We start from the raw sequence: 17,769 nt of genomic DNA, 5'->3' as shown, positions 1-17,769 counted from the left end.
AAGGATAGCGCCCAAGGTGCAAAATACTGCCGTTCTTAGTGACATGGATCGGCCTTCCTCCCTCACACGTTATGCTGGTTTGATTGAACGCCCGGGCTTTCCTCGGTCATTGGTTTGGCTATCTGCTGAATGGATACGCGTAATATTCTAAGCCGCTCGGCTTCCGTGATTTCGAACAAGAATGAGCCGTACTCCAGCTTTTTGCCTACATGGATTGAACCCTCCAGCTGTTTAAACATCCAGCCGCCGATGGAATCCACTTCATCGTCCTCAATCCCGAGAGCCAGCAAATCGTTAAGCTCCTCGATCAGAACGCGTCCGTCAACCGAATAGATGTCTCCCTGCTTTTCGATTTCAGAACGTTCACGGATATCAAATTCATCGTGAATTTCCCCTACGATTTCCTCCAGAATATCTTCAACTGTAAGCAGTCCCGCTGTTCCGCCGTACTCATCGACCACCACGGCAATCTGCGAACGTTTCATTTGCATGAGCTTGAGCACATGACTGATTTCCATGGCTTCGGGAACCATCAGAACAGGCCGCAAAAAATCTTTCAGATCATGCGTTTGATCGGGATCGGCCGTAAGCAGATCCGACATATGCACGAACCCGATGATGTCATCCTTGTCATCGGTCGCCACCGGATAGCGGGTATGCTTGGTTTCGTAAACGATGTTCAGATTTTCCCCGAACGTCAGTACCGTAAACAAACATTCCATATCCGTCCGGGGTACCATGACTTCCCTTGCAACCCGCTCCGAGAATTCAAAGATGTTATCGAACAAAGCCATCTCGTCTTTGTCGATGTGACCGCTTTTGGCGCTTTGATCCATCAAAATACGGATTTCTTCTTCCGTATGGGCCTCCTGCTCCACGGCAGGCTGTACCCCAATCAACCTGAGCAGCCGGTTCGCGGCACCGTTCAGAAGCCAGATGGCAGGATAAAACAATTTATAAAATATCATCAAAGGACCCGACAGCCAAAGAGATGCCGCTTCCGATTTCTGAATGGCAATGGATTTGGGGGCCAATTCACCCAGCACGATATGCAGGAAGGTAATGATAGCAAAGGCAATCCCGAAGGAAAGGGCATCTTTATACCACGCATTTCCCAGGCCAAGCCATTGGAACGCAGGCTCTACGATCAGATGAGCGATCGCGGGCTCTCCGACCCAACCCAAACCAAGAGATGCCAGCGTGATGCCAAGCTGTGTGGAGGAGAGGTAAGCATCCAGCTTCCCGGTTACGGCCAGCGCGGAGGCCGCCCTGCTGTTGCCCTCACTCTCAAGCTGCTGGAGGCGAGATTGCCTGACCTTGACCAGGGCAAACTCCGCGGCTACGAAAAAACCGTTGAGGAATACCAGAAACGCGACCAATAGAAGATTCAGAGCAATCCGTCCGAAATCGAATCCTGAACTTTGAATTTCCAAGAATCTTCAAACTCCTCCGCTTTATAAATTGCAGTCCCTTACATTACCGCACGGCGCGCCTTAAAATCCACGTCTTTGTAATAGGTGTCGGCGACAAGAAGATTCGGTCCGCAGCATGCTGCCGCTTCACAATAACAGTTCACGGATTCGCGCAAAGGGTGCCGTTTCCATCTTTCGTACACTTGATTCAACTTATCCTTGTGAATATTGCCCAGTGCAGGAACATCGGAAAAGTCCGTGACGAACACATCGCCCGTGAACAAATTCACATTCAGCCGATTTCGTCCGTCAGGATCATTGCGCACGGTCACATTCGGCTCGGAACGAAGCCGGCTTACGATCTTCCAATCCTCTTCATTGCTGCTGCAGGCGTAAAACGGAAGCGTACCGAACAGCATCCACAGCTCTTTGTCCCTATGATCGAGAAGCCGGTGGATCGCTTCGCGGGTCTGATCCAATTGAAGGACCGGCAGTCCGGAAGCGAACGCACTCGGATACATAGGGTGCACCTCGTGGCGCTTGCAGCCCATTTGCCGTATCAATTGGTGAATTTCAGGCAGCTTCTCATGTGTGCGGTAATTAATCATCGACTCGGCGGATACGAACATGCCGCCTTTGGAAAGCTCGGCCGCATTGTTCATCATACGGTCATACATTTTGACGGCCATTTCTTTGGATACGCGGCGATCCGTCCGCGCAAAACCGACTTCGTAGAAGTCGTCCGCACTTAAATAATTAAATGAGATATGCATCACGTCAAGATAAGGAGCAAGAAGCTCATACCTCGAAAGTTCCAAAGTTATGTTGGAATTGATCTGTGAGCGGACTCCGCGCTCGCGGGCATAACGGAGAATCGGCACAATGTATTCCTTGACGGTCTTTTCATGATAGCTTGGCTCGCCGCCGGTAATGCTGATCGTCTGCAGATCCTCCACCTCATCGAGCCGGTTCAAAATCGTGCTCAGCGGAATGCGCGGTCCTTCGGTCATCGTCAGCGTCTCGCCCACCGCGCAGTGCTCGCAGCGCATATTGCATAAATTGGTTACGGTAAGCTCGATGCTCGTAAGACGGTGTTCTCCGTACAATTGGATCGAACGAAGCGGATCCCAGGGGTCGTATTCAGGAGAAAGCGGCGTCAGTTCCGCCTTCGGCATTGAAATTACGTTGAAACGTTCGGACATTATTTCTACACCTGATTCTATATAAAATAGTATAAACCTCTTGATAAAATATCTATTCTTTATTGTATCTTAATAAGTTTAAAAAGAAAACCAAAGCCCGAGAACCTTTTACCGGGTTTCGGGCTTTATTCTTATGCACGGACTTGAGTGCCGCGAGGAGGAGGCACATCCATATCATTCACGCCGGTGATCGTTACCGACAAGGCTTTGGACAAGTCGATTTCCGGCGTGTCCTTCAGTTCCTGACCCTCGGCATCCTGCAGAAGCCGAATGACCGGACGATGCGGCACCTTCGAATTCAAATCAACGACAACCCCTTTTTCACCCGTACTCAGAGTAACGGTAATGCCGATCGGATAGATGGCGATTTTATCGCGGAACAATTCAATTTTTTCCGTCTCATATAAGGTTCCGGAGCCTGTAAAAAGGATTTCCAGCGCCTGATGAGGCAGCAGCGCATTCCGGTACACGCGGTGTGTCGTCATGGCATCATAAGAATCAACCAGGCCGATGAGACGCGCATATTCGTGAATTTCGTCTCCCTTCAACCCCCGGGGATATCCGCTGCCGTCCATCCGTTCATGATGCTGGAGAGCGCAGTGCGCCGCAATCAGCGGGATGTTGGGCTCGTCCTTTAGAAATTGAAAACCGTACACGGCATGCTGCTTGATTAAATCGTATTCTTTTTCCGATAAAGGTTCCTTTTTGCGCAGCAGCTCTAACGGAATTTGGGTCTTGCCGATATCGTGCAGCAGCGCCCCTATGCCAAGTGTCATCAATTCGTCCCGGGAATAGCCATGAGCCATGCCGAGCATCGTCGAATAGACGCAAACATTCATCGAATGATGGTATAAATAGTCATCCATTGCGCTGATATGGGTCAGCATAATCATCGATTCTTTATGATTGCTCAAATCGTTAAGGATCATGTCCATGACACTGCGAAATTCCTTGCCAAGCTGGAGTCCGGTAATGGATGTACGCTTCATCTGATCCCCCATCAGCTGTCGGAAGGAACGGCGTATTTGCGAGATGGCCCGAATCCGTGTCTCTTCGGAAATCGTATCCTCAACCGTGATGTCTCGGGTTCTCGGGTCATCGATGTAGACGAAATCGACTCCGAGATCCATAAGTCGTCGAATCATGGTTTGGGTCAATTCGACTTGTTCCATCAGCAGCGGGAGTCCTTCCGAATTATAAATTCTTTTTGCGAGCCTCATACCGGACTCTACTTTGCCGATCGGGAGCAAGCGCATAGGACTAACCACATCTTCTTTCTAAAATAATTCAAAAAATCTGATACCCTATACCCCTAGCGTATCGGATTCAATGAAAAAGAGCAATATTTTTTTTCATAAATCGACAAAAAAGTTACAATAGAAGAAAAAACCAGAACAGTGCGGCAAGGACAAACCGGTAATAAGCGAAAAAGGTCAAGCTAAACCTCTGCACGAACTTGATAAACGTCACCACCGCCAGCAGTGCCACGACAAATGAAACGGCAAAGCCGATGGCGAAAAAACCGAAATCGGCGGAAGAAAAGCTTCCGGCGCTCTTTAACATCTCATACCCGGTAGCCGCGACCATCACGGGAATGGCAATAATGAACGAAAAATCGGCAGCGGCGCTCCGGCTTGCTCCGGCCAGCATACCGCCTGCAATCGTCGATCCCGAACGGGAAAAGCCGGGCCAGAGCGCGACAATCTGCCATAATCCGATCATAAAGGCCTGATAGTAACTCAGCTTATCCACATCATCGGCCGTGACAGCGGACTGCTGTTTTTCTCCGATAATCAGCAGTATGCCTCCAAGCACAAGACCAATCAGCACCGTTTCCGGCGAGAACAGACGCTCTTTGATCCAATCACTCAGCAGATATGCGACCGTCATTGCCGGGAGGATCGCAAGCAGAATATGCAGCAAATTCAAGCCTTTACGTGCTGCTTGTTTCTTATTTCCGAATCTGAATAGTCCTGCAATCCGTTTCCAATACACGATAGCCACTGCCAATATGGCGCCGAGCTGAATGACGATTTCAAAAGATTTCATCCGCTCGTCGGCTTCAGATACCCCAAGCAGAGTACCCGCCAATATCATATGGCCTGTAGAGGAGACAGGCAAAAATTCCGTTACCCCTTCCACAATACCTATTACTACCGCTACCCACCAATCGTACACAGGCTTCCCACCTCTGAAACGGATTAATGGGGTGCCGCTTGTCCATTCATGCGAACCCAGCGCTTGCGGCTGCTGTCCTTCATGGCTCTGGCGTTATGCAGCTCCTTAAGGAGTACATCCCGCAAAAATTCAGGCATAAAAAATTCGGGTTCCAAGCCTTCTGCGATCGAAAGGTAACCGATCCGAAATGTAAACATGTCGATGGTTCCTACGGTATACAGACGCTCCAGTTCTAGAGCTTCCGTCCCTACACGAACGGAAAGTATGCGCGAGTAGGGAGCCGCCTCGGGATCATACTCGATGGTTATCCCGTCCACACAGAGTGTACCGAGCACTTTGCCCCGGAAGCCGAAGCCATAGAGCGGCTTGTTCATAAATTCGGGAAGCAGCGATTCCTCCAACGCTGTGAGCAGTTGTGCCCCGCTCAGCTTCATTCGGCAAGGATTGATCGGCGATGGGCACAATTCGAGCAGCATGCCTGCCGACACCGGGCCTTGGGGCAGCCCTCCGAGCAGCTGACCGGCGTTCACCAGCCCGATCTCGGCTCCAACCCAATCGCGCAAGCCGGCAGCAAGCAGATTCCCTAATCTGGACTCGCCGTACCAATCCACGTCCAAATCACAATCGATCCGAGCAACCTCCCGGTCAAGAGAAGCTTTAGCCTTTACAGCGTATTGCTGAATCTGTAATCGAATGCTTTCTTCCTCTTCGGATTCGGCAGCCGCCTTCACACCGCCTTCGGCGTGAAGTAAGCGCTTGGAGACGGCATCCAGCTCCAAATCGACTACCCCGACGTACTGGCCGAATTTACCTGCGGCGCATATCAGCGTACGGCCTGAACGAATCGGTTCCTCCAGCAAATGATGGGTATGTCCGCCCAGAATGAGGTCGATGCCCGGAATCTCGGCCGCCATTCTCTCATCGTTGCTCAGCCCCAAATGGGACATCACGATAAGGACGTCCACCTTCGGACGAAGCTCTGCCGCCAGCGATGCGACAGCCTCGAACGGATCAGATACATTCCACCCCAACAATCGGTAAAAATCAGTAAAGCGGGCTGTAACGCCGATAACTCCGATTTGAATACCCGATTTATTAAAAATTGCATAAGGACTCGCCCACAAAGGCAGGCTTCCTGTTTCAGCGTCCCGCAGGTTGGCAATCACTACTTTGCTCCGTGCATGCTTTCCATACAATTCGTTCAGCACTTCAGGCGTGCAAGTTAACCCCTCGTTGTTCCCCAATGTAACGGCATCGTAGCCAATCGCATTCAGCAGCGCAATATTGGCAAGCCCTCCGGTTCCCTCCGTTTCGGGGCGCATCCGGTCGATATGGTCTCCAATATCAAGCGAAAGCGTATGTTCCGCCCCTGCTTCCTGCCGAAGGCTTGCGATGATCGAAGCGATGCGGGGCAATTGTTCAAAATGGCTGTGAATATCGTTCGTATGAAGGATACGAAGCCTAATCCGCTCCGGAATCACAAGGCCACCTTCCTTCGAGTGCGATAATTAGAATATGAATTCCATGTTCCGGATGCGGGTTTCGCAGCTGCCCAGGCGTGATTGTGTTATTGAAACCGCTGGTTGCCTCCATCCCCAACTTTTCATCGTAATAAGACACAAAATTTCACAACACTTTTCACGTGAAGACACCTGCCGCGGCCTGCAAACGGATCGGCGTGCGGCCGGATCGGCCGCACGGCCGAGAGATTCATGCCGTATATCGGGTGCTCCAATCGATCGTTTTGCCGTTTACGCCCTTCACACGGTTGCGGGCCAAAAACGATTCGGGACAAAGGGCCGCAAGCTCGCCAGCCAAATAGCGGACGTCACCCCTTACATCATCATATACTTGGAGCACCCTCAATATACCTCCGATTTCTTTCTCGGAACTTCTTATCTATTATATCATTTATTCCTAAAAATATGGTATGCTGAATAGTAAAAACAGAGTCTGCCGATAGGCGGCGCTGCCAGAATGGAGTGACAACCATGAAGCTCAAACTTCTGCTTTTTGCCGGCTTGGCCGAAAGCATAGGCTCCCCCGTGCTGGAGCTGGATGTTGAAGAAGATAAGCTGACCCCGTCTCAGCTCAAAACGAAGCTGGCTGAATTATATCCCGAAATCGCCGCACCGCTCGCCGGTTCCTTCATCGCCGTGAATCAAGCCTACGCAGATGAGAACGTATTCATAAGCGAACAGGACGAGGTAGCGGTTATTCCTCCCGTATCCGGAGGCGAACCGGAAAACATGGAGCTTACACGGGCCCCCATTTCCATTGATCAAGTAACGGCTAAAGTACTGCATCCTCATCACGGCGCTGCACTGACGTTCATTGGAACCACCAGAGAGTTTACACACGGCAAAAGGACGACCCTGCTGGAATACGAAGCCTACGAGCCTATGGCGCTTCGCACAATGCATCAGATCGGGGACGAAATCGCCGCCAGATACCCGGGAACACTTATCGCCATTACTCATCGTCTGGGCTCTGTTCCGGTTGGAGAAATCAGCGTTGTCATCGCCGTCTCCTCTCCGCACCGGGATGCCGCATATGAATCAAGCCGCTATGCCATTGAGCGGCTGAAGCAGATTGTCCCGATCTGGAAAAAGGAAATATGGGAAGACGGCTCCGAATGGAAAGGGCATCAGCTTGGGCCTTGGAACCCTACGGCAGAGATACCGGGTCAAGGAGGTGTCTCAAAGTGACCGTACAGGACGTACAATCCTCGGCTGCTGCTGCACAAGCTTCAGCTCCCGACCCGGAACGCTATTCCCGGCAGATCCTGTTCGCACCGATCGGCAAGGAAGGCCAAGCCAAGCTTCAAAAAGCCCGCGTGGCCATTGTCGGCATGGGTGCGCTGGGTACCGTGCTGTCGAACCATATGGTACGAGCCGGGGTCGGCTTTGTACGGTTGATCGACCGGGACTTCGTTGAGAGAAGCAACCTGCAGAGACAGATGCTTTATGATGAGGCCGATGCCGCCGGTTCGGCTCCTAAAGCCGAGGCCGGAGCTGCGCGGCTGCGCGCCGCCAACTCCTCCGTGACGATCGAACCCGTAGTGACCGATCTCAACTGGTCGAATGCAGAAGACCTGCTGAAGGACGTCGACCTCATTCTTGACGGAACAGACAATTTTGCCGTTCGCTTCCTGATCAATGACGTAAGCGTCAAGCACGGTATTCCGTGGATATACGGGGGGGCGGTCAGTTCACGGGGCGTCAGTCTAACCATCGTACCGGGAGAAACCCCCTGTCTGCGCTGCCTGTTCGGACAACCTCCGGAACAAGGAACGACGGAGACCTGCGATACGGCGGGCGTCATCGGACCGATCATTCATACGGTCGCTTCACATCAGGGAGCAGAAGCGCTTAAAGTGCTGATCGGCGCCGATAGTCAGAGAAACCGCAAGATGATTCATTGGGACTTATGGTATAATCAATACGCCGCCGTCGATGTTTCCAAGGCGAGGAAGGCCGATTGCCCTTGCTGTGGAGAACGCCGGTTTGATTATTTAAACGCCAGCGTTCAGGAAGAAACCATTCAAACGTTATGCGGGCGAAATTCCGTACAAATTCAACCTGTACGGCCATCCGCGCTTTCTCTGGGCGAATGGGCCGACAAGCTCCGTCCACTCGGCCGTCTGGAGTTGAATCCGTTTTTGCTCAAGCTTCACTTGGAAAATGACATCACGCTTGTTTTATTTCCGGACGGCCGAATGATCGTTCAAGGAACAGACGATCCTGTAGCCGCCAAAAGCTTATACAGCCGTTATATCGGTATGTAATTATCAGCCTCGCTTCTCCTGCGATTCCAGGAAGAGCGAGGCTGCCTTTTTTATCATAACGATCAGCAAGTTCCCCGGTATATCGATTTGTTCTGTACAAATAAAAACCGACCTAACGAGAGGTCGGCAAGAGGAAATTCAGATATAGGCCCGGTGGGGGTCGAACCCACAACCTACCGGTTAAGAGCCGGTTGCTCTGCCATTGAGCTACGGACCTGAACTGTTTTTTATTATAGCACTTTACGATAAAAAAATAAAGTCCCTCTCGGAACCTCCCACCTCAAAAAAATAACCCCGATGGGCTCGGGGCCAAGTCTGCTCATATTCAACATTCGAACTTTCGTAAGTTGTCCTACGTGTCGCTGTTTTAGCCCGTATTTCTCATCAAGTCTTTCACAATAAAAGACAAAATTTACCTGGGTTTGATGATAGAGCAAATGTAACACAATCGATTTTTGCTTTTGAATTTCCTCACGTTGTCACAATAGACACATTTCATATCGACTCACCTCTGAGCCTATTATGCCCATTGGTAAATTTCTATTCGTATCCATCATACCAAGCGGTAATTGAACCCTTGCTAAAAATGGGGAGATTTCGTCCAAGCCATTCCATTTTTTCGCATTATAATAATGGTGATATTTACAATTTTTTAACAAACGGAGGTCATTCAGCCGTGATAATTAGGTATAAAATCAGGAAGAAAATTAAAGGAAAAAAAAAGATTGGATCAGGCGCACGGCGACTAGTATATGATTTGGGTAATGGCACGGTGATAAAGATTGCTAAACCAAAGGGCGGGATCAGAAGCAATAAAAAAGAGTTTGTTGTCTATAAATCCTCTACTTATAAGATAAAAAAGCATCTTGGCAAAATAAAAAAGCATGGGCGCAGATATGACTGGTTAATCATGAAAAAGTATTCCAAGAAGTTCCCAAAATCAAAAAAATATAAACGAAAATTGTACAAACTAAAAAAATTATTCAAGAAAAATGGGGTCATTCCATATGAAATTATGAGACGCCGTACCGGTAAACCCAATTTTCAAAACTTACGGCTGAACAAAAAAGGAAAAATCATCGTTATTGATTATGGAAATTTTAAATTTATCCGTAATAACCGTTTATCAAGCTGAAGCATGAAACCACAAAAAGAGGAAGAACCCTCCCGGATCTCCGCTTCCTTGAACCGGCATAAAATAAAATACGTGTCCGAGCGACTGGCACGCAAGCGTGAAAGTCACAGCGGACACGTATTTGCTTCGAAAAGGAATTATCCAATGCTTCCTTCCATTTCAAACTTGATCAAACGGTTCATTTCGACCGCATATTCCATCGGCAGCTCTTTGGTGAACGGCTCAATGAAGCCCATAACGATCATCTGGGTCGCTTCCGCTTCCGTCAATCCGCGGCTCATCAGATAGAAGAGCTGATCCTCGGATACTTTGGAGACCGTCGCTTCATGCTCCAGCGTGATGTTATCATTCATGATCTCGTTATACGGGATCGTATCGGACGTCGACTGATTATCCATAATCAGCGTATCGCATTTGATGTTGGCTTTCGAGCCCTGGGAGTTGCGCCCAAAGGAGGCCAGACCGCGATAAGTGACCTTACCGCCGTGCTTGCTGATCGATTTCGAGACAATCGTCGAAGTCGTATCCGGAGCCAGATGTATCATTTTGGCGCCTGCATCCTGATGCTGTCCTTTGCCGGCAACAGCGATAGACAATACCATGCCTTTAGCGCCGCGGCCTTTAAGAACAACGGCAGGATACTTCATGGTCAATTTCGAACCAATGTTGCCGTCGACCCATTCCATTGTAGCATTCTCTTCAGCTACGGCCCGTTTGGTAACGAGGTTGTAGATATTTGGAGCCCAGTTCTGGATCGTCGTATAACGTACGCGGGAGTCCTTCAAGCAAATAATTTCAACGACGGCGCTGTGCAGCGAGTTGGTGCTGTAAACCGGCGCCGTACAGCCTTCGACATAGTGCACGAAGCTGCCTTCATCGGCGATGATCAGCGTCCGCTCGAACTGCCCCATGTTCTCGGAGTTGATCCGGAAGTAAGCCTGCAGCGGTATTTCCACCTTTACGCCCTTCGGTACATAGATGAAGCTGCCGCCGGACCATACGGCGCTGTTCAGTGCAGCGAACTTGTTATCGCTGGGAGGAACAATCGTTCCGAAATATTTTTTGAAAATTTCCGGATGCTCTTTAAGAGCCGTGTCCGTATCCATAAACAGAACGCCCTGATCTTCCAGGTCCTTCTGCATGCTGTGATAAACAACTTCCGATTCATATTGGGCAGAGACGCCGGCCAAAAACTTCTGTTCCGCTTCCGGAATTCCCAGCTTGTCGAACGTTTCTTTAATTTCGGTAGGAACTTCCTCCCAAGTTTTACCTTGTTTTTCGGAAGGTTTTACATAATATTGGATATCGTTAAAATCGAGATCATCCATATTTCCGCCCCAACGCGGCAATGGCATCTTCATAAACTGCTCCAGGGATTTCAAACGGAATTCCAGCATCCATTCCGGTTCGCCCTTCATTCTGGAAATTTCCGTTACGATTTCCGGGGTCAGCCCTTTACCGCTTTGAAATACGGCTTTGTGCTCGTCACGAAAACCATATTTATACTCTCCGAGTTCCGGCATTTTTTTTGCCATCGTTCTCAGCCTCCTTATTTCGCATTGGATTGTTCAATACCTTTTCGCAAGGCATTCCAAGCAAGTGTGGCGCATTTGATCCGGGCCGGAAATTTATTCACGCCGGACAATGCTTCCAAATCCTCATATTCGAATTCAACGTTTTCGCCCTTCATCAGCCCGGAAAATTTCTCAGCCATCTCAAGCGCTTCTTCCAGCGTTTTGCCCTTAACGGCATCTGTCATCATGGATGCGGAAGAGAGACTGATCGAGCATCCTTCGCCCAAAAACCTGGCCGCTTTGACCTTACCGTCTTCCACCTGCATTTGGAGCTGGATTTTATCTCCGCAGGTTGGATTGTTGAGATTGATGCTGACCGCTTCGCCTTCAAAGGTGCCGCGGTTACGCGGATTTTTATAATGATCCATAATGACTCTGCGGTACAAATCATCCAATTGCATGACCGAAATACTCCTTTGCTTTGATTAGAGAAGCGATCAAACGGTCTACATCGGTTTCGTTATTATAAAGATAAAAGCTTGCGCGCGCGGTAGCCGTTACATTAAGCCAACGCATCAGCGGCTGGCAGCAATGGTGTCCCGCACGGACAGCGACACCGTTAGCGTCAAGAACGGTTGCGACATCGTGAGGATGCACATCATCCAAGTTAAAGGTGATCAGCCCCGCCCGGTCTTTCTGCGGACCGTAGACGGTCAGCCCTTCAATTTCAAGCATCCGCTCCAGAGCGTATGCCGTAAGCTCCTTCTCATGCTTGTCGATAACATCCATTCCAATGCTCTCGAGAAAATCGATGGCTGCGCCGAGGCCGACAGCCCCTGCAATAATCGGCGTTCCCCCTTCGAACTTCCACGGCAGGTCCTTCCATGTAGATTCGAACAGTCCGACATGATCAATCATTTCGCCGCCGAACTCGATCGGTTCCATTTCCTGAAGAAGTTCCTTCTTGCCGTACAGCGCGCCAATTCCAGTGGGGCCGCACATTTTGTGACCGGACAAAGCGTAGAAATCGCAATCCAGCGCCTGAACGTCAACCTTCAAATGGGGTGTGCTTTGCGCGCCGTCTACGACGATTTTGGCTCCGTTCCGATGGGCAATCTCGGCAATTTCCTTTACCGGATTCACTACTCCAAGCACGTTAGAAACATAAGTCACGGATACGATCTTGGTATTGCCGGTAATCGTTTTTTCTACATCCGCCAAGCTAATGGTCCCGTCTTTTTGGAGCGGAATATATTTTAAGACAGCTCCGGTCGCCTTGGCCACCTGCTGCCATGGTATGAGATTGCTGTGATGCTCCATCGGAGTAATCACGATCTCGTCTCCCTTTTGGCATACGGCTCTCGCATAGCTGGAAGCTACCAGATTGAGGGCTGTCGTCGTACCGCGGGTAAAAATAACTTCTTCCGTGAATTTTGCATTAATGAAGCGGCGCAGCTTTTCGCGCGCCCCTTCATAAGCATCCGTTGCCCTTGAACCAAGAGTATGCACACCGCGGTGCACATTAGAATTATCCCACTCATAATAATGTTTAACCGCCTCGATGACGGACACCGGTTTCTGGGATGTAGCCGCCGAGTCCAGATATACCAGAGGATGACCATTCACTTCCTGATGAAGAATGGGAAACAGCTCCCGGAGTTCTGCCGTATTCATTGTCCCAGCTTCCTTTCGACCAGCTGACGCAGCTGCGATCCGATTTGCTCTAATGGAATCTTGGATACCACCGGATCCAAAAACCCGTAGATGATCAAGCGCTCAGCCTCTTGTTTTGAAATACCCCTGGACATGAGATAATAAACTTGTTCCGGATTAACCTGGCCTACAGATGCGGCATGGCCCGCTTTCACATCGTCTTCGTCGATAAGCAGAATCGGGTTTGCATCGCCTCGCGCTTTCGGGCTCAGCATCAGTACCTTTTCGGTTTGCTCACCATTGGCTTTGGTCGCGCCTTTTTCAATTTTTGTCACACCGTTAAAAATCGCTGTCGCCGTATCGCGCATGACCGCACGGGTAATCATATTGCTCTCGGAATGCTTGCCAAAGTGTACCGCACGGGTCGTTACGTTCAGTTTTTGATCCTCGGTACCAACGCAAATGACTTTGGCATCCGAATTCGATCCTTTGCCCTTCAGGAGGGTCGTCGTATCGGACATCGCGTTACCGTAATGCATCTCTCCGATAATCCATTCCACGCTGGCGTCGTTTTCTACCACGGCGCGGCGGTAAGTCAAATTTGTTACGCTCTCGTCCAGGTTGTGAACGGAAGCGAAAGTAACCTTGGCTTCGGGTTTAACAACGACCTCTGCCACGCCGTTATAGACCAAACCGTTGAGCTTGCCTTGAGAGATGAAATTCTCAACGTAAGTGACCGAGGCATGCTGTTCGGCTACGATCAGAACATGCGGGGAGAAGACGGCTTCTCCGTCATCGGTTATGAACAACGCTTGGACAGGCACTTCCACCTGAACGTTCTTGGGCACGTACAAGAATACGCCGCCGCTCCATAATGCCGTGTGCAGCGCGGTCAAGCGGTTCTCGCTTTTGTCCACGACGCTCATGAAATACGGCTTCACCAGATCTCCGTGAAGGTTCAATGCTTCTTCCAGACTGGTAAAAATCACGCCTTGTCGCTTCAGCGATTCGGATATGCTGCTGTAGATTACGCCTGAATTATGCTGCACCAGCAAATTATCCGGCTGTCCCTGACCTTCGTTTTGAAGCAAGCTCTTGGCTTCGGCCGGCAGCTCGTCGAGAGAACGGGCGGCCTTTACCGGTTTATAGTTTCCGAAGGATTGAAGATTCCAACGGTCGATTCTTGTTTTTTCCAATTTGGGCAATTCCAGCGATCCTGCCAGCTCCAGCGCCTCTTCGCGCAACGCGGTCATCCATTCCGGCTCCCGTCTTGCTTTGGACTGCTCCACCAAGCTCGCACGATCGATGGGAAGAACGGTTTGTGTACTCATTGATAATTCCTCCTGTTTTCCTGATCGGTCGCTTAAAATTTAGGAGCCGTAGTATTCATGGGCATCTTGAATTCTTCTTCATCTTGCCCTACTCTTTCGTCAACGATGCCGAGCTCTTCCTTGATCCAGTCATACCCTTCGTTTTCCAGACGCTCGGCCAGCTCCGGTCCGCCCGACTTCACGATGCGGCCCTGCATCATCACGTGAACAAAGTCCGGTTTGATGTAATTCAAAAGGCGTTGGTAGTGCGTGATGATCAGGAAGCCGCGATCTTCAGAGCGCATCGCATTGACGCCTTCCGCCACAATGCGCAGCGCGTCGATATCCAGACCCGAATCGATTTCGTCGAGGATGACGATTTTCGGTTCCAGCATCATCATTTGCAATATTTCGTTGCGCTTCTTTTCACCGCCGGAGAAGCCTTCGTTCAAATAACGGTGCATGAACTCAGGGTTCATCTCCAGATCTTTCATTTTGGCTTCCATTTGACGAATGAACTTGATCAGCGATAATTCGTTGCCTTCGCCGCGGCGGGCATTGATGGCGCTGCGCAGGAAGTCTGCGTTGGTGACGCCTGTAATTTCACTTGGATACTGCATGGCCAGGAACAGGCCAGCACGCGCTCTTTCGTCTGTCGCCATTTCCAGTACATCCTCGTCGTTAAGCGACACGGAACCGCCTGTGACTTCATACTTGGGATGTCCCATCAACGTGGAAGCCAACGTACTTTTGCCCGTTCCGTTCGGTCCCATAATGGCATGCACTTCGCCGCCATTGATGGACAAACTGAGTCCTTTCAAAATCTCTTTTCCTTCGACAGTTGCCTTCAAACCGTCTATAATCAATTGTGGTCTTTTCGTCATAACCATTGAGCCTCCAACTTTGAGTTATTCTTTATTAATAATTATTTTAAAGTGATTCTCACTGATTCTCAATTATATTATACCTTACATGTAAAAATCAATAAAGACCCGTTTTCAACCCAACGCGGCCTTTATTTCGGAAATTTGAGCGATCCATTCCTTATCCGCCAGAACCGGCCGGCGCGGAACTTTATTCAAAAGAGCCGGGGGCAGACTTATCCACGACTTGCACCCGTTATATTCGGAAAGCACCGGTATACGCACCGCCTGGTCCAGTTCATATACTCTGAGCAGCATGAGATGCAAGGGCTTGGTCCGTTTCCATTTGAGCCGCTCCTCGGCAAAAGAATCGGTCCAAATGTGAAATCGCGCGATACGGTCCAGTTCCTCTTGAGACGAGATGAGGATGTCCTCCGCAAGCTCTGCGCAGCAGTTGATGACCGCCTCCGTCTGCCTGCCGCTCCACCCGGCCTCTACTTCTTTCACTTCGCTTCGGTATTCGGGCTTGATCAATTCTTTTTTTTGATGCTCGTAGGTCGGATATAAATAAAAGCTCTCGCTTTCCACTTGAAAGTCCTTCGTTTCCTCCCGGATCCCGCCCTTTCGCATAATCAGAAGCTGACGGCCTGTCCGCAGCGCCTCAACCGCCACCGCCCACTCCTTCAAGCCGACAGCTTGTTCTTGCTCCAGTCCGCGCATGCTGTACCCCCCTTGTCCTATACTGCGCTAACCTTTTCCATTTACGATATTATAGTTCTTCATCCAAAACAATGCAATTCCGATGCGGCATAAAAACAATCGCTTATATCGATAATAAAAATGCTGCATCGAACCAAAAACGAGGAGGATGAAGAGCTATGCGCGAAGGACTGATTCCAACAGTTTTGGGGACAGCTGTCACTGCGTCCGGTGCCGCTCTGCGCAACAAATATCCGATGGCCGCCGCGGCGGTCGTGGGGTTTGGACTGGCACACGTCGTTTTGGGAGCTATCGATTTGGTGGAGCACCGCAACAAAATGTTTTAATCATCTTATTTTACTGGGTGAACGAAAAAGGGAAGGCATCATAGCCTCCCTTTTTTCATATTATAAGATTTTATTTGCCGTCGTATACATACACAGCCGCTTCACGGATCCGTTCGAACTGCTCCCGGTTAACTTTCATAGGATTGGCCTGCATGGCACCGTCCGGATTTACCGCCGAAACCTATCCCAGGATAAGCAGCACTGCGACAGCGACAGCGGTAAAAACGATGCGCTCGAAACCTTTCTTCATGAGTCAATCCCCTTCATTTTTATGACCTCAGCCATCATTGTATAAGTCATATATGATGCAAATATAATCGGGATGTGAACTTTTTGTAAAAACCCCCCGTCCCTGCAAGCTTGAAAAGCCAAAAACTTTCAACTTCTATTCCCAACGCGGCGGTATTTGATTTATACTAGAGGTTACAAGTTATGTCATGTAGAAGGAGGATGTTCCATGTCCGCATATCGCGCGCTTACGGAAGCCGAAGCGATTGATTACGCAAGACAAATACCCGACCTGTTTCAGAAGGACAGCGAGCTGACCAGCAGGGAAATCGGAGACGGCAACTTGAATCTGGTGTTTCACATTTCAGAACCTTCAACCGGCAAAAGCATTATTCTCAAACAGGCGCTCCCCTATGCGAAAGTCGTCGGGGAATCCTGGCCTTTGACGTTGGATCGCGCCCGCATCGAGAGCGAGGCCCTGATGATTCAGGAATCGCTGTGTCCTGACCTGGTGCCGCATGTCCATGCCTATGAACCGGAGCTTGCGCTGACCGTCATGCAGGATCTCAGCGACCATGTCATCATGCGGCGCGGCTTGATGGAACGGAATAAATACCCGCTGTTTGCAAGTCATATCGGAACGTTTCTGGCCCGGACCCTATTTTACACTTCCGACCTGGGCATGAACCAGCAGGATAAAAAAGAACAGGTGAAGCGCTTCATCAATCCGGAGTTGTGCAAAATCACGGAGGATCTCATTTTTGACGACCCGTATACGGATTCGCCGAACAATAACGTCCCGCCCGCCATCCGCGATGCGGTGGAAGCGGTGTGGAAGGACACGGAGCTGCATCTGGAGGTCGCCATCCTCCGCGAAAAATTTCTGACGCAGGCGCAGGCGCTGATTCACGGAGACCTGCATACCGGAAGTATTTTTATCAAGCCGGATTCGACCAAGGTCATCGATCCTGAGTTTGCTTATTACGGCCCTATGGGCTTTGACATCGGAGCTGTACTTGCTAACCTGCTGCTGAATTATGCAGCTCAGGAAGGCTGGAGCCCGGACGCCGCATCCCGTCAGGATTACCGGAATTATCTTACCCAAACGATCCGGGATATTTGGAAGAAGTTTGACTCCGAGTTCAGGGCGCTCTGGGACGAACACGGTGTGGACCGGATGTCCAAGACCCCCGGATACCAGGATTTGTACATGAAACGGCTGCTGCAGGATACGTTCGGATATGCGGGCTGCAAAATCGTCCGCCGCGTCCATGGTCTCGCGCAGGTAGCCGATATCAATAAGCTGGAGGACGAAGCGGCCAAAGAACGCGCCCAACGGATTGCTTTGGCGATCGGCACAACGCTGATCAAGTCTCACCGCAAAGCGGAGTCGATTGAACAAATGATTGAGATTGCGGAGAAAAACGTCAGCTAAGGGTTG

The 17,769-nt window shown here is 50.1% G+C and carries 17 protein-coding genes and 1 tRNA gene; 5 read left to right on the top strand and 13 right to left on the bottom strand.

The annotated features are described in order from the left end of the window. Positions 1-62: 62 nt before the first annotated feature. The 6 genes from IJ22_RS02175 to IJ22_RS26210 form a co-directional block, all read right to left on the bottom strand. Positions 63-1,433: a hemolysin family protein gene (locus IJ22_RS02175; RefSeq protein ID WP_054819309.1), complete on the bottom strand. Its 1,371-nt coding sequence runs from the start codon at positions 1,431-1,433 to the stop codon at positions 63-65. A 38-nt stretch (positions 1,434-1,471) separates the two neighbouring features. Next, positions 1,472-2,614: a radical SAM/CxCxxxxC motif protein YfkAB gene (gene yfkAB / locus IJ22_RS02170; protein WP_062406921.1), complete on the bottom strand. Its 1,143-nt coding sequence runs from the start codon at positions 2,612-2,614 to the stop codon at positions 1,472-1,474. 131 nt (positions 2,615-2,745) lie between these two features. Then, complete coding sequence (locus IJ22_RS02165; protein WP_062406919.1) at positions 2,746-3,870, bottom strand: HD-GYP domain-containing protein; 1,125 nt, start codon at positions 3,868-3,870, stop codon at positions 2,746-2,748. A gap of 115 nt (positions 3,871-3,985) precedes the next feature. Next, positions 3,986-4,792, bottom strand: a complete 807-nt coding sequence (locus tag IJ22_RS02160; protein WP_062406917.1) for an undecaprenyl-diphosphate phosphatase — start codon at positions 4,790-4,792, stop codon at positions 3,986-3,988. Between the two features lie 23 nt (positions 4,793-4,815). After that, entirely contained in the window at positions 4,816-6,270 is a 1,455-nt protein-coding gene (locus IJ22_RS02155) for a bifunctional metallophosphatase/5'-nucleotidase (protein WP_054819322.1), read from the bottom strand. A 232-nt stretch (positions 6,271-6,502) separates the two neighbouring features. Further along, positions 6,503-6,652 carry a hypothetical protein gene (locus IJ22_RS26210; RefSeq protein WP_160327335.1) on the bottom strand — a complete coding sequence of 50 codons (150 nt, stop codon included), beginning with the start codon at positions 6,650-6,652 and terminating at the stop codon, positions 6,503-6,505. A gap of 131 nt (positions 6,653-6,783) precedes the next feature. Here IJ22_RS26210 and IJ22_RS27045 point away from each other — a divergent pair, with 131 nt between their 5' ends. Both IJ22_RS27045 and IJ22_RS02145 read left to right on the top strand, forming a co-directional pair. Next, positions 6,784-7,500, top strand: coding sequence for a molybdenum cofactor biosynthesis protein (locus tag IJ22_RS27045; protein ID WP_054819308.1), 717 nt, complete (start codon positions 6,784-6,786; stop codon positions 7,498-7,500). 74 nt (positions 7,501-7,574) lie between these two features. Next, complete coding sequence (locus tag IJ22_RS02145) at positions 7,575-8,579, top strand: ThiF family adenylyltransferase (RefSeq protein ID WP_062410822.1); 1,005 nt, start codon at positions 7,575-7,577, stop codon at positions 8,577-8,579. Between the two features lie 145 nt (positions 8,580-8,724). Here the strand turns inward: IJ22_RS02145 and IJ22_RS02140 are convergent. Further along, positions 8,725-8,796: transfer RNA gene (locus IJ22_RS02140), tRNA-Lys, on the bottom strand. A 459-nt stretch (positions 8,797-9,255) separates the two neighbouring features. Between IJ22_RS02140 and IJ22_RS02135 the strand changes: the two genes are divergently transcribed. Next, positions 9,256-9,714, top strand: coding sequence for a hypothetical protein (locus IJ22_RS02135; protein ID WP_062406915.1), 459 nt, complete (start codon positions 9,256-9,258; stop codon positions 9,712-9,714). Positions 9,715-9,851: 137 nt separating this feature from the next. Here the strand turns inward: IJ22_RS02135 and sufB are convergent, their stop codons facing one another. The 6 genes from sufB to IJ22_RS02105 all read right to left on the bottom strand — a co-directional run bounded on the left by sufB (position 9,852) and on the right by IJ22_RS02105 (position 15,774). Continuing rightward, positions 9,852-11,249 carry a Fe-S cluster assembly protein SufB gene (sufB, locus tag IJ22_RS02130; RefSeq protein ID WP_062406913.1) on the bottom strand — a complete coding sequence of 466 codons (1,398 nt, stop codon included), beginning with the start codon at positions 11,247-11,249 and terminating at the stop codon, positions 9,852-9,854. A 14-nt stretch (positions 11,250-11,263) separates the two neighbouring features. Further along, positions 11,264-11,689, bottom strand: a complete 426-nt coding sequence (gene sufU, locus IJ22_RS02125) for a Fe-S cluster assembly sulfur transfer protein SufU (RefSeq protein ID WP_062406911.1) — start codon at positions 11,687-11,689, stop codon at positions 11,264-11,266. Next, the gene (locus IJ22_RS02120; protein WP_062406909.1) at positions 11,676-12,902 is read right to left on the bottom strand and encodes a cysteine desulfurase; all 1,227 of its coding nucleotides are present in this window, start codon (positions 12,900-12,902) and stop codon (positions 11,676-11,678) included. The genes sufU and IJ22_RS02120 overlap by 14 nt, the downstream gene beginning before the upstream one ends. After that, the gene (sufD, locus tag IJ22_RS02115) at positions 12,899-14,212 is read right to left on the bottom strand and encodes a Fe-S cluster assembly protein SufD (protein ID WP_062406907.1); all 1,314 of its coding nucleotides are present in this window, start codon (positions 14,210-14,212) and stop codon (positions 12,899-12,901) included. Before sufD ends, IJ22_RS02120 begins: the two co-directional genes overlap by 4 nt. Before the next feature lie 32 nt (positions 14,213-14,244). Continuing rightward, the gene (gene sufC / locus IJ22_RS02110) at positions 14,245-15,075 is read right to left on the bottom strand and encodes a Fe-S cluster assembly ATPase SufC (RefSeq protein WP_054817165.1); all 831 of its coding nucleotides are present in this window, start codon (positions 15,073-15,075) and stop codon (positions 14,245-14,247) included. 114 nt (positions 15,076-15,189) lie between these two features. Next, entirely contained in the window at positions 15,190-15,774 is a 585-nt protein-coding gene (locus IJ22_RS02105; RefSeq protein WP_062406905.1) for a DUF1802 family protein, read from the bottom strand. Positions 15,775-15,932: 158 nt separating this feature from the next. On the opposite strand from IJ22_RS02105, the gene IJ22_RS02100 reads away from it, so the two are divergent. Then, positions 15,933-16,100, top strand: a complete 168-nt coding sequence (locus tag IJ22_RS02100; protein ID WP_054817164.1) for a hypothetical protein — start codon at positions 15,933-15,935, stop codon at positions 16,098-16,100. A 457-nt stretch (positions 16,101-16,557) separates the two neighbouring features. Continuing rightward, positions 16,558-17,763: an S-methyl-5-thioribose kinase gene (gene mtnK / locus IJ22_RS02095; protein WP_062406903.1), complete on the top strand. Its 1,206-nt coding sequence runs from the start codon at positions 16,558-16,560 to the stop codon at positions 17,761-17,763. Positions 17,764-17,769 lie beyond the last annotated feature (6 nt).

It is taken from the genome of Paenibacillus naphthalenovorans (assembly GCF_001465255.1).
Classification (GTDB): domain Bacteria; phylum Bacillota; class Bacilli; order Paenibacillales; family NBRC-103111; genus Paenibacillus_G; species Paenibacillus_G naphthalenovorans.
Note: the sequence above shows the minus strand (reverse complement) of the source record. Positions and strands in the feature narration are given on the sequence as shown.

Bases quoted from the DNA above. Each gene is read 5' to 3' on its own strand.
- sufC (WP_054817165.1), bottom strand. From the start codon at position 15,075: ATGACGAAAAGACCACAATTGATTATAGACGGTTTGAAGGCAACTGTC.
- IJ22_RS02120 (WP_062406909.1), bottom strand. From the start codon at position 12,902: ATGAATACGGCAGAACTCCGGGAGCTGTTTCCCATTCTTCATCAGGAA.
- IJ22_RS02100 (WP_054817164.1), top strand. From the start codon at position 15,933: ATGCGCGAAGGACTGATTCCAACAGTTTTGGGGACAGCTGTCACTGCG.
- IJ22_RS02105 (WP_062406905.1), bottom strand. From the start codon at position 15,774: ATGCGCGGACTGGAGCAAGAACAAGCTGTCGGCTTGAAGGAGTGGGCG.
- IJ22_RS27045 (WP_054819308.1), top strand. From the start codon at position 6,784: ATGAAGCTCAAACTTCTGCTTTTTGCCGGCTTGGCCGAAAGCATAGGC.
- mtnK (WP_062406903.1), top strand. From the start codon at position 16,558: ATGTCCGCATATCGCGCGCTTACGGAAGCCGAAGCGATTGATTACGCA.
- sufU (WP_062406911.1), bottom strand. From the start codon at position 11,689: ATGCAATTGGATGATTTGTACCGCAGAGTCATTATGGATCATTATAAA.
- yfkAB (WP_062406921.1), bottom strand. From the start codon at position 2,614: ATGTCCGAACGTTTCAACGTAATTTCAATGCCGAAGGCGGAACTGACG.
- sufB (WP_062406913.1), bottom strand. From the start codon at position 11,249: ATGGCAAAAAAAATGCCGGAACTCGGAGAGTATAAATATGGTTTTCGT.
- IJ22_RS02165 (WP_062406919.1), bottom strand. From the start codon at position 3,870: ATGCGCTTGCTCCCGATCGGCAAAGTAGAGTCCGGTATGAGGCTCGCA.
- sufD (WP_062406907.1), bottom strand. From the start codon at position 14,212: ATGAGTACACAAACCGTTCTTCCCATCGATCGTGCGAGCTTGGTGGAG.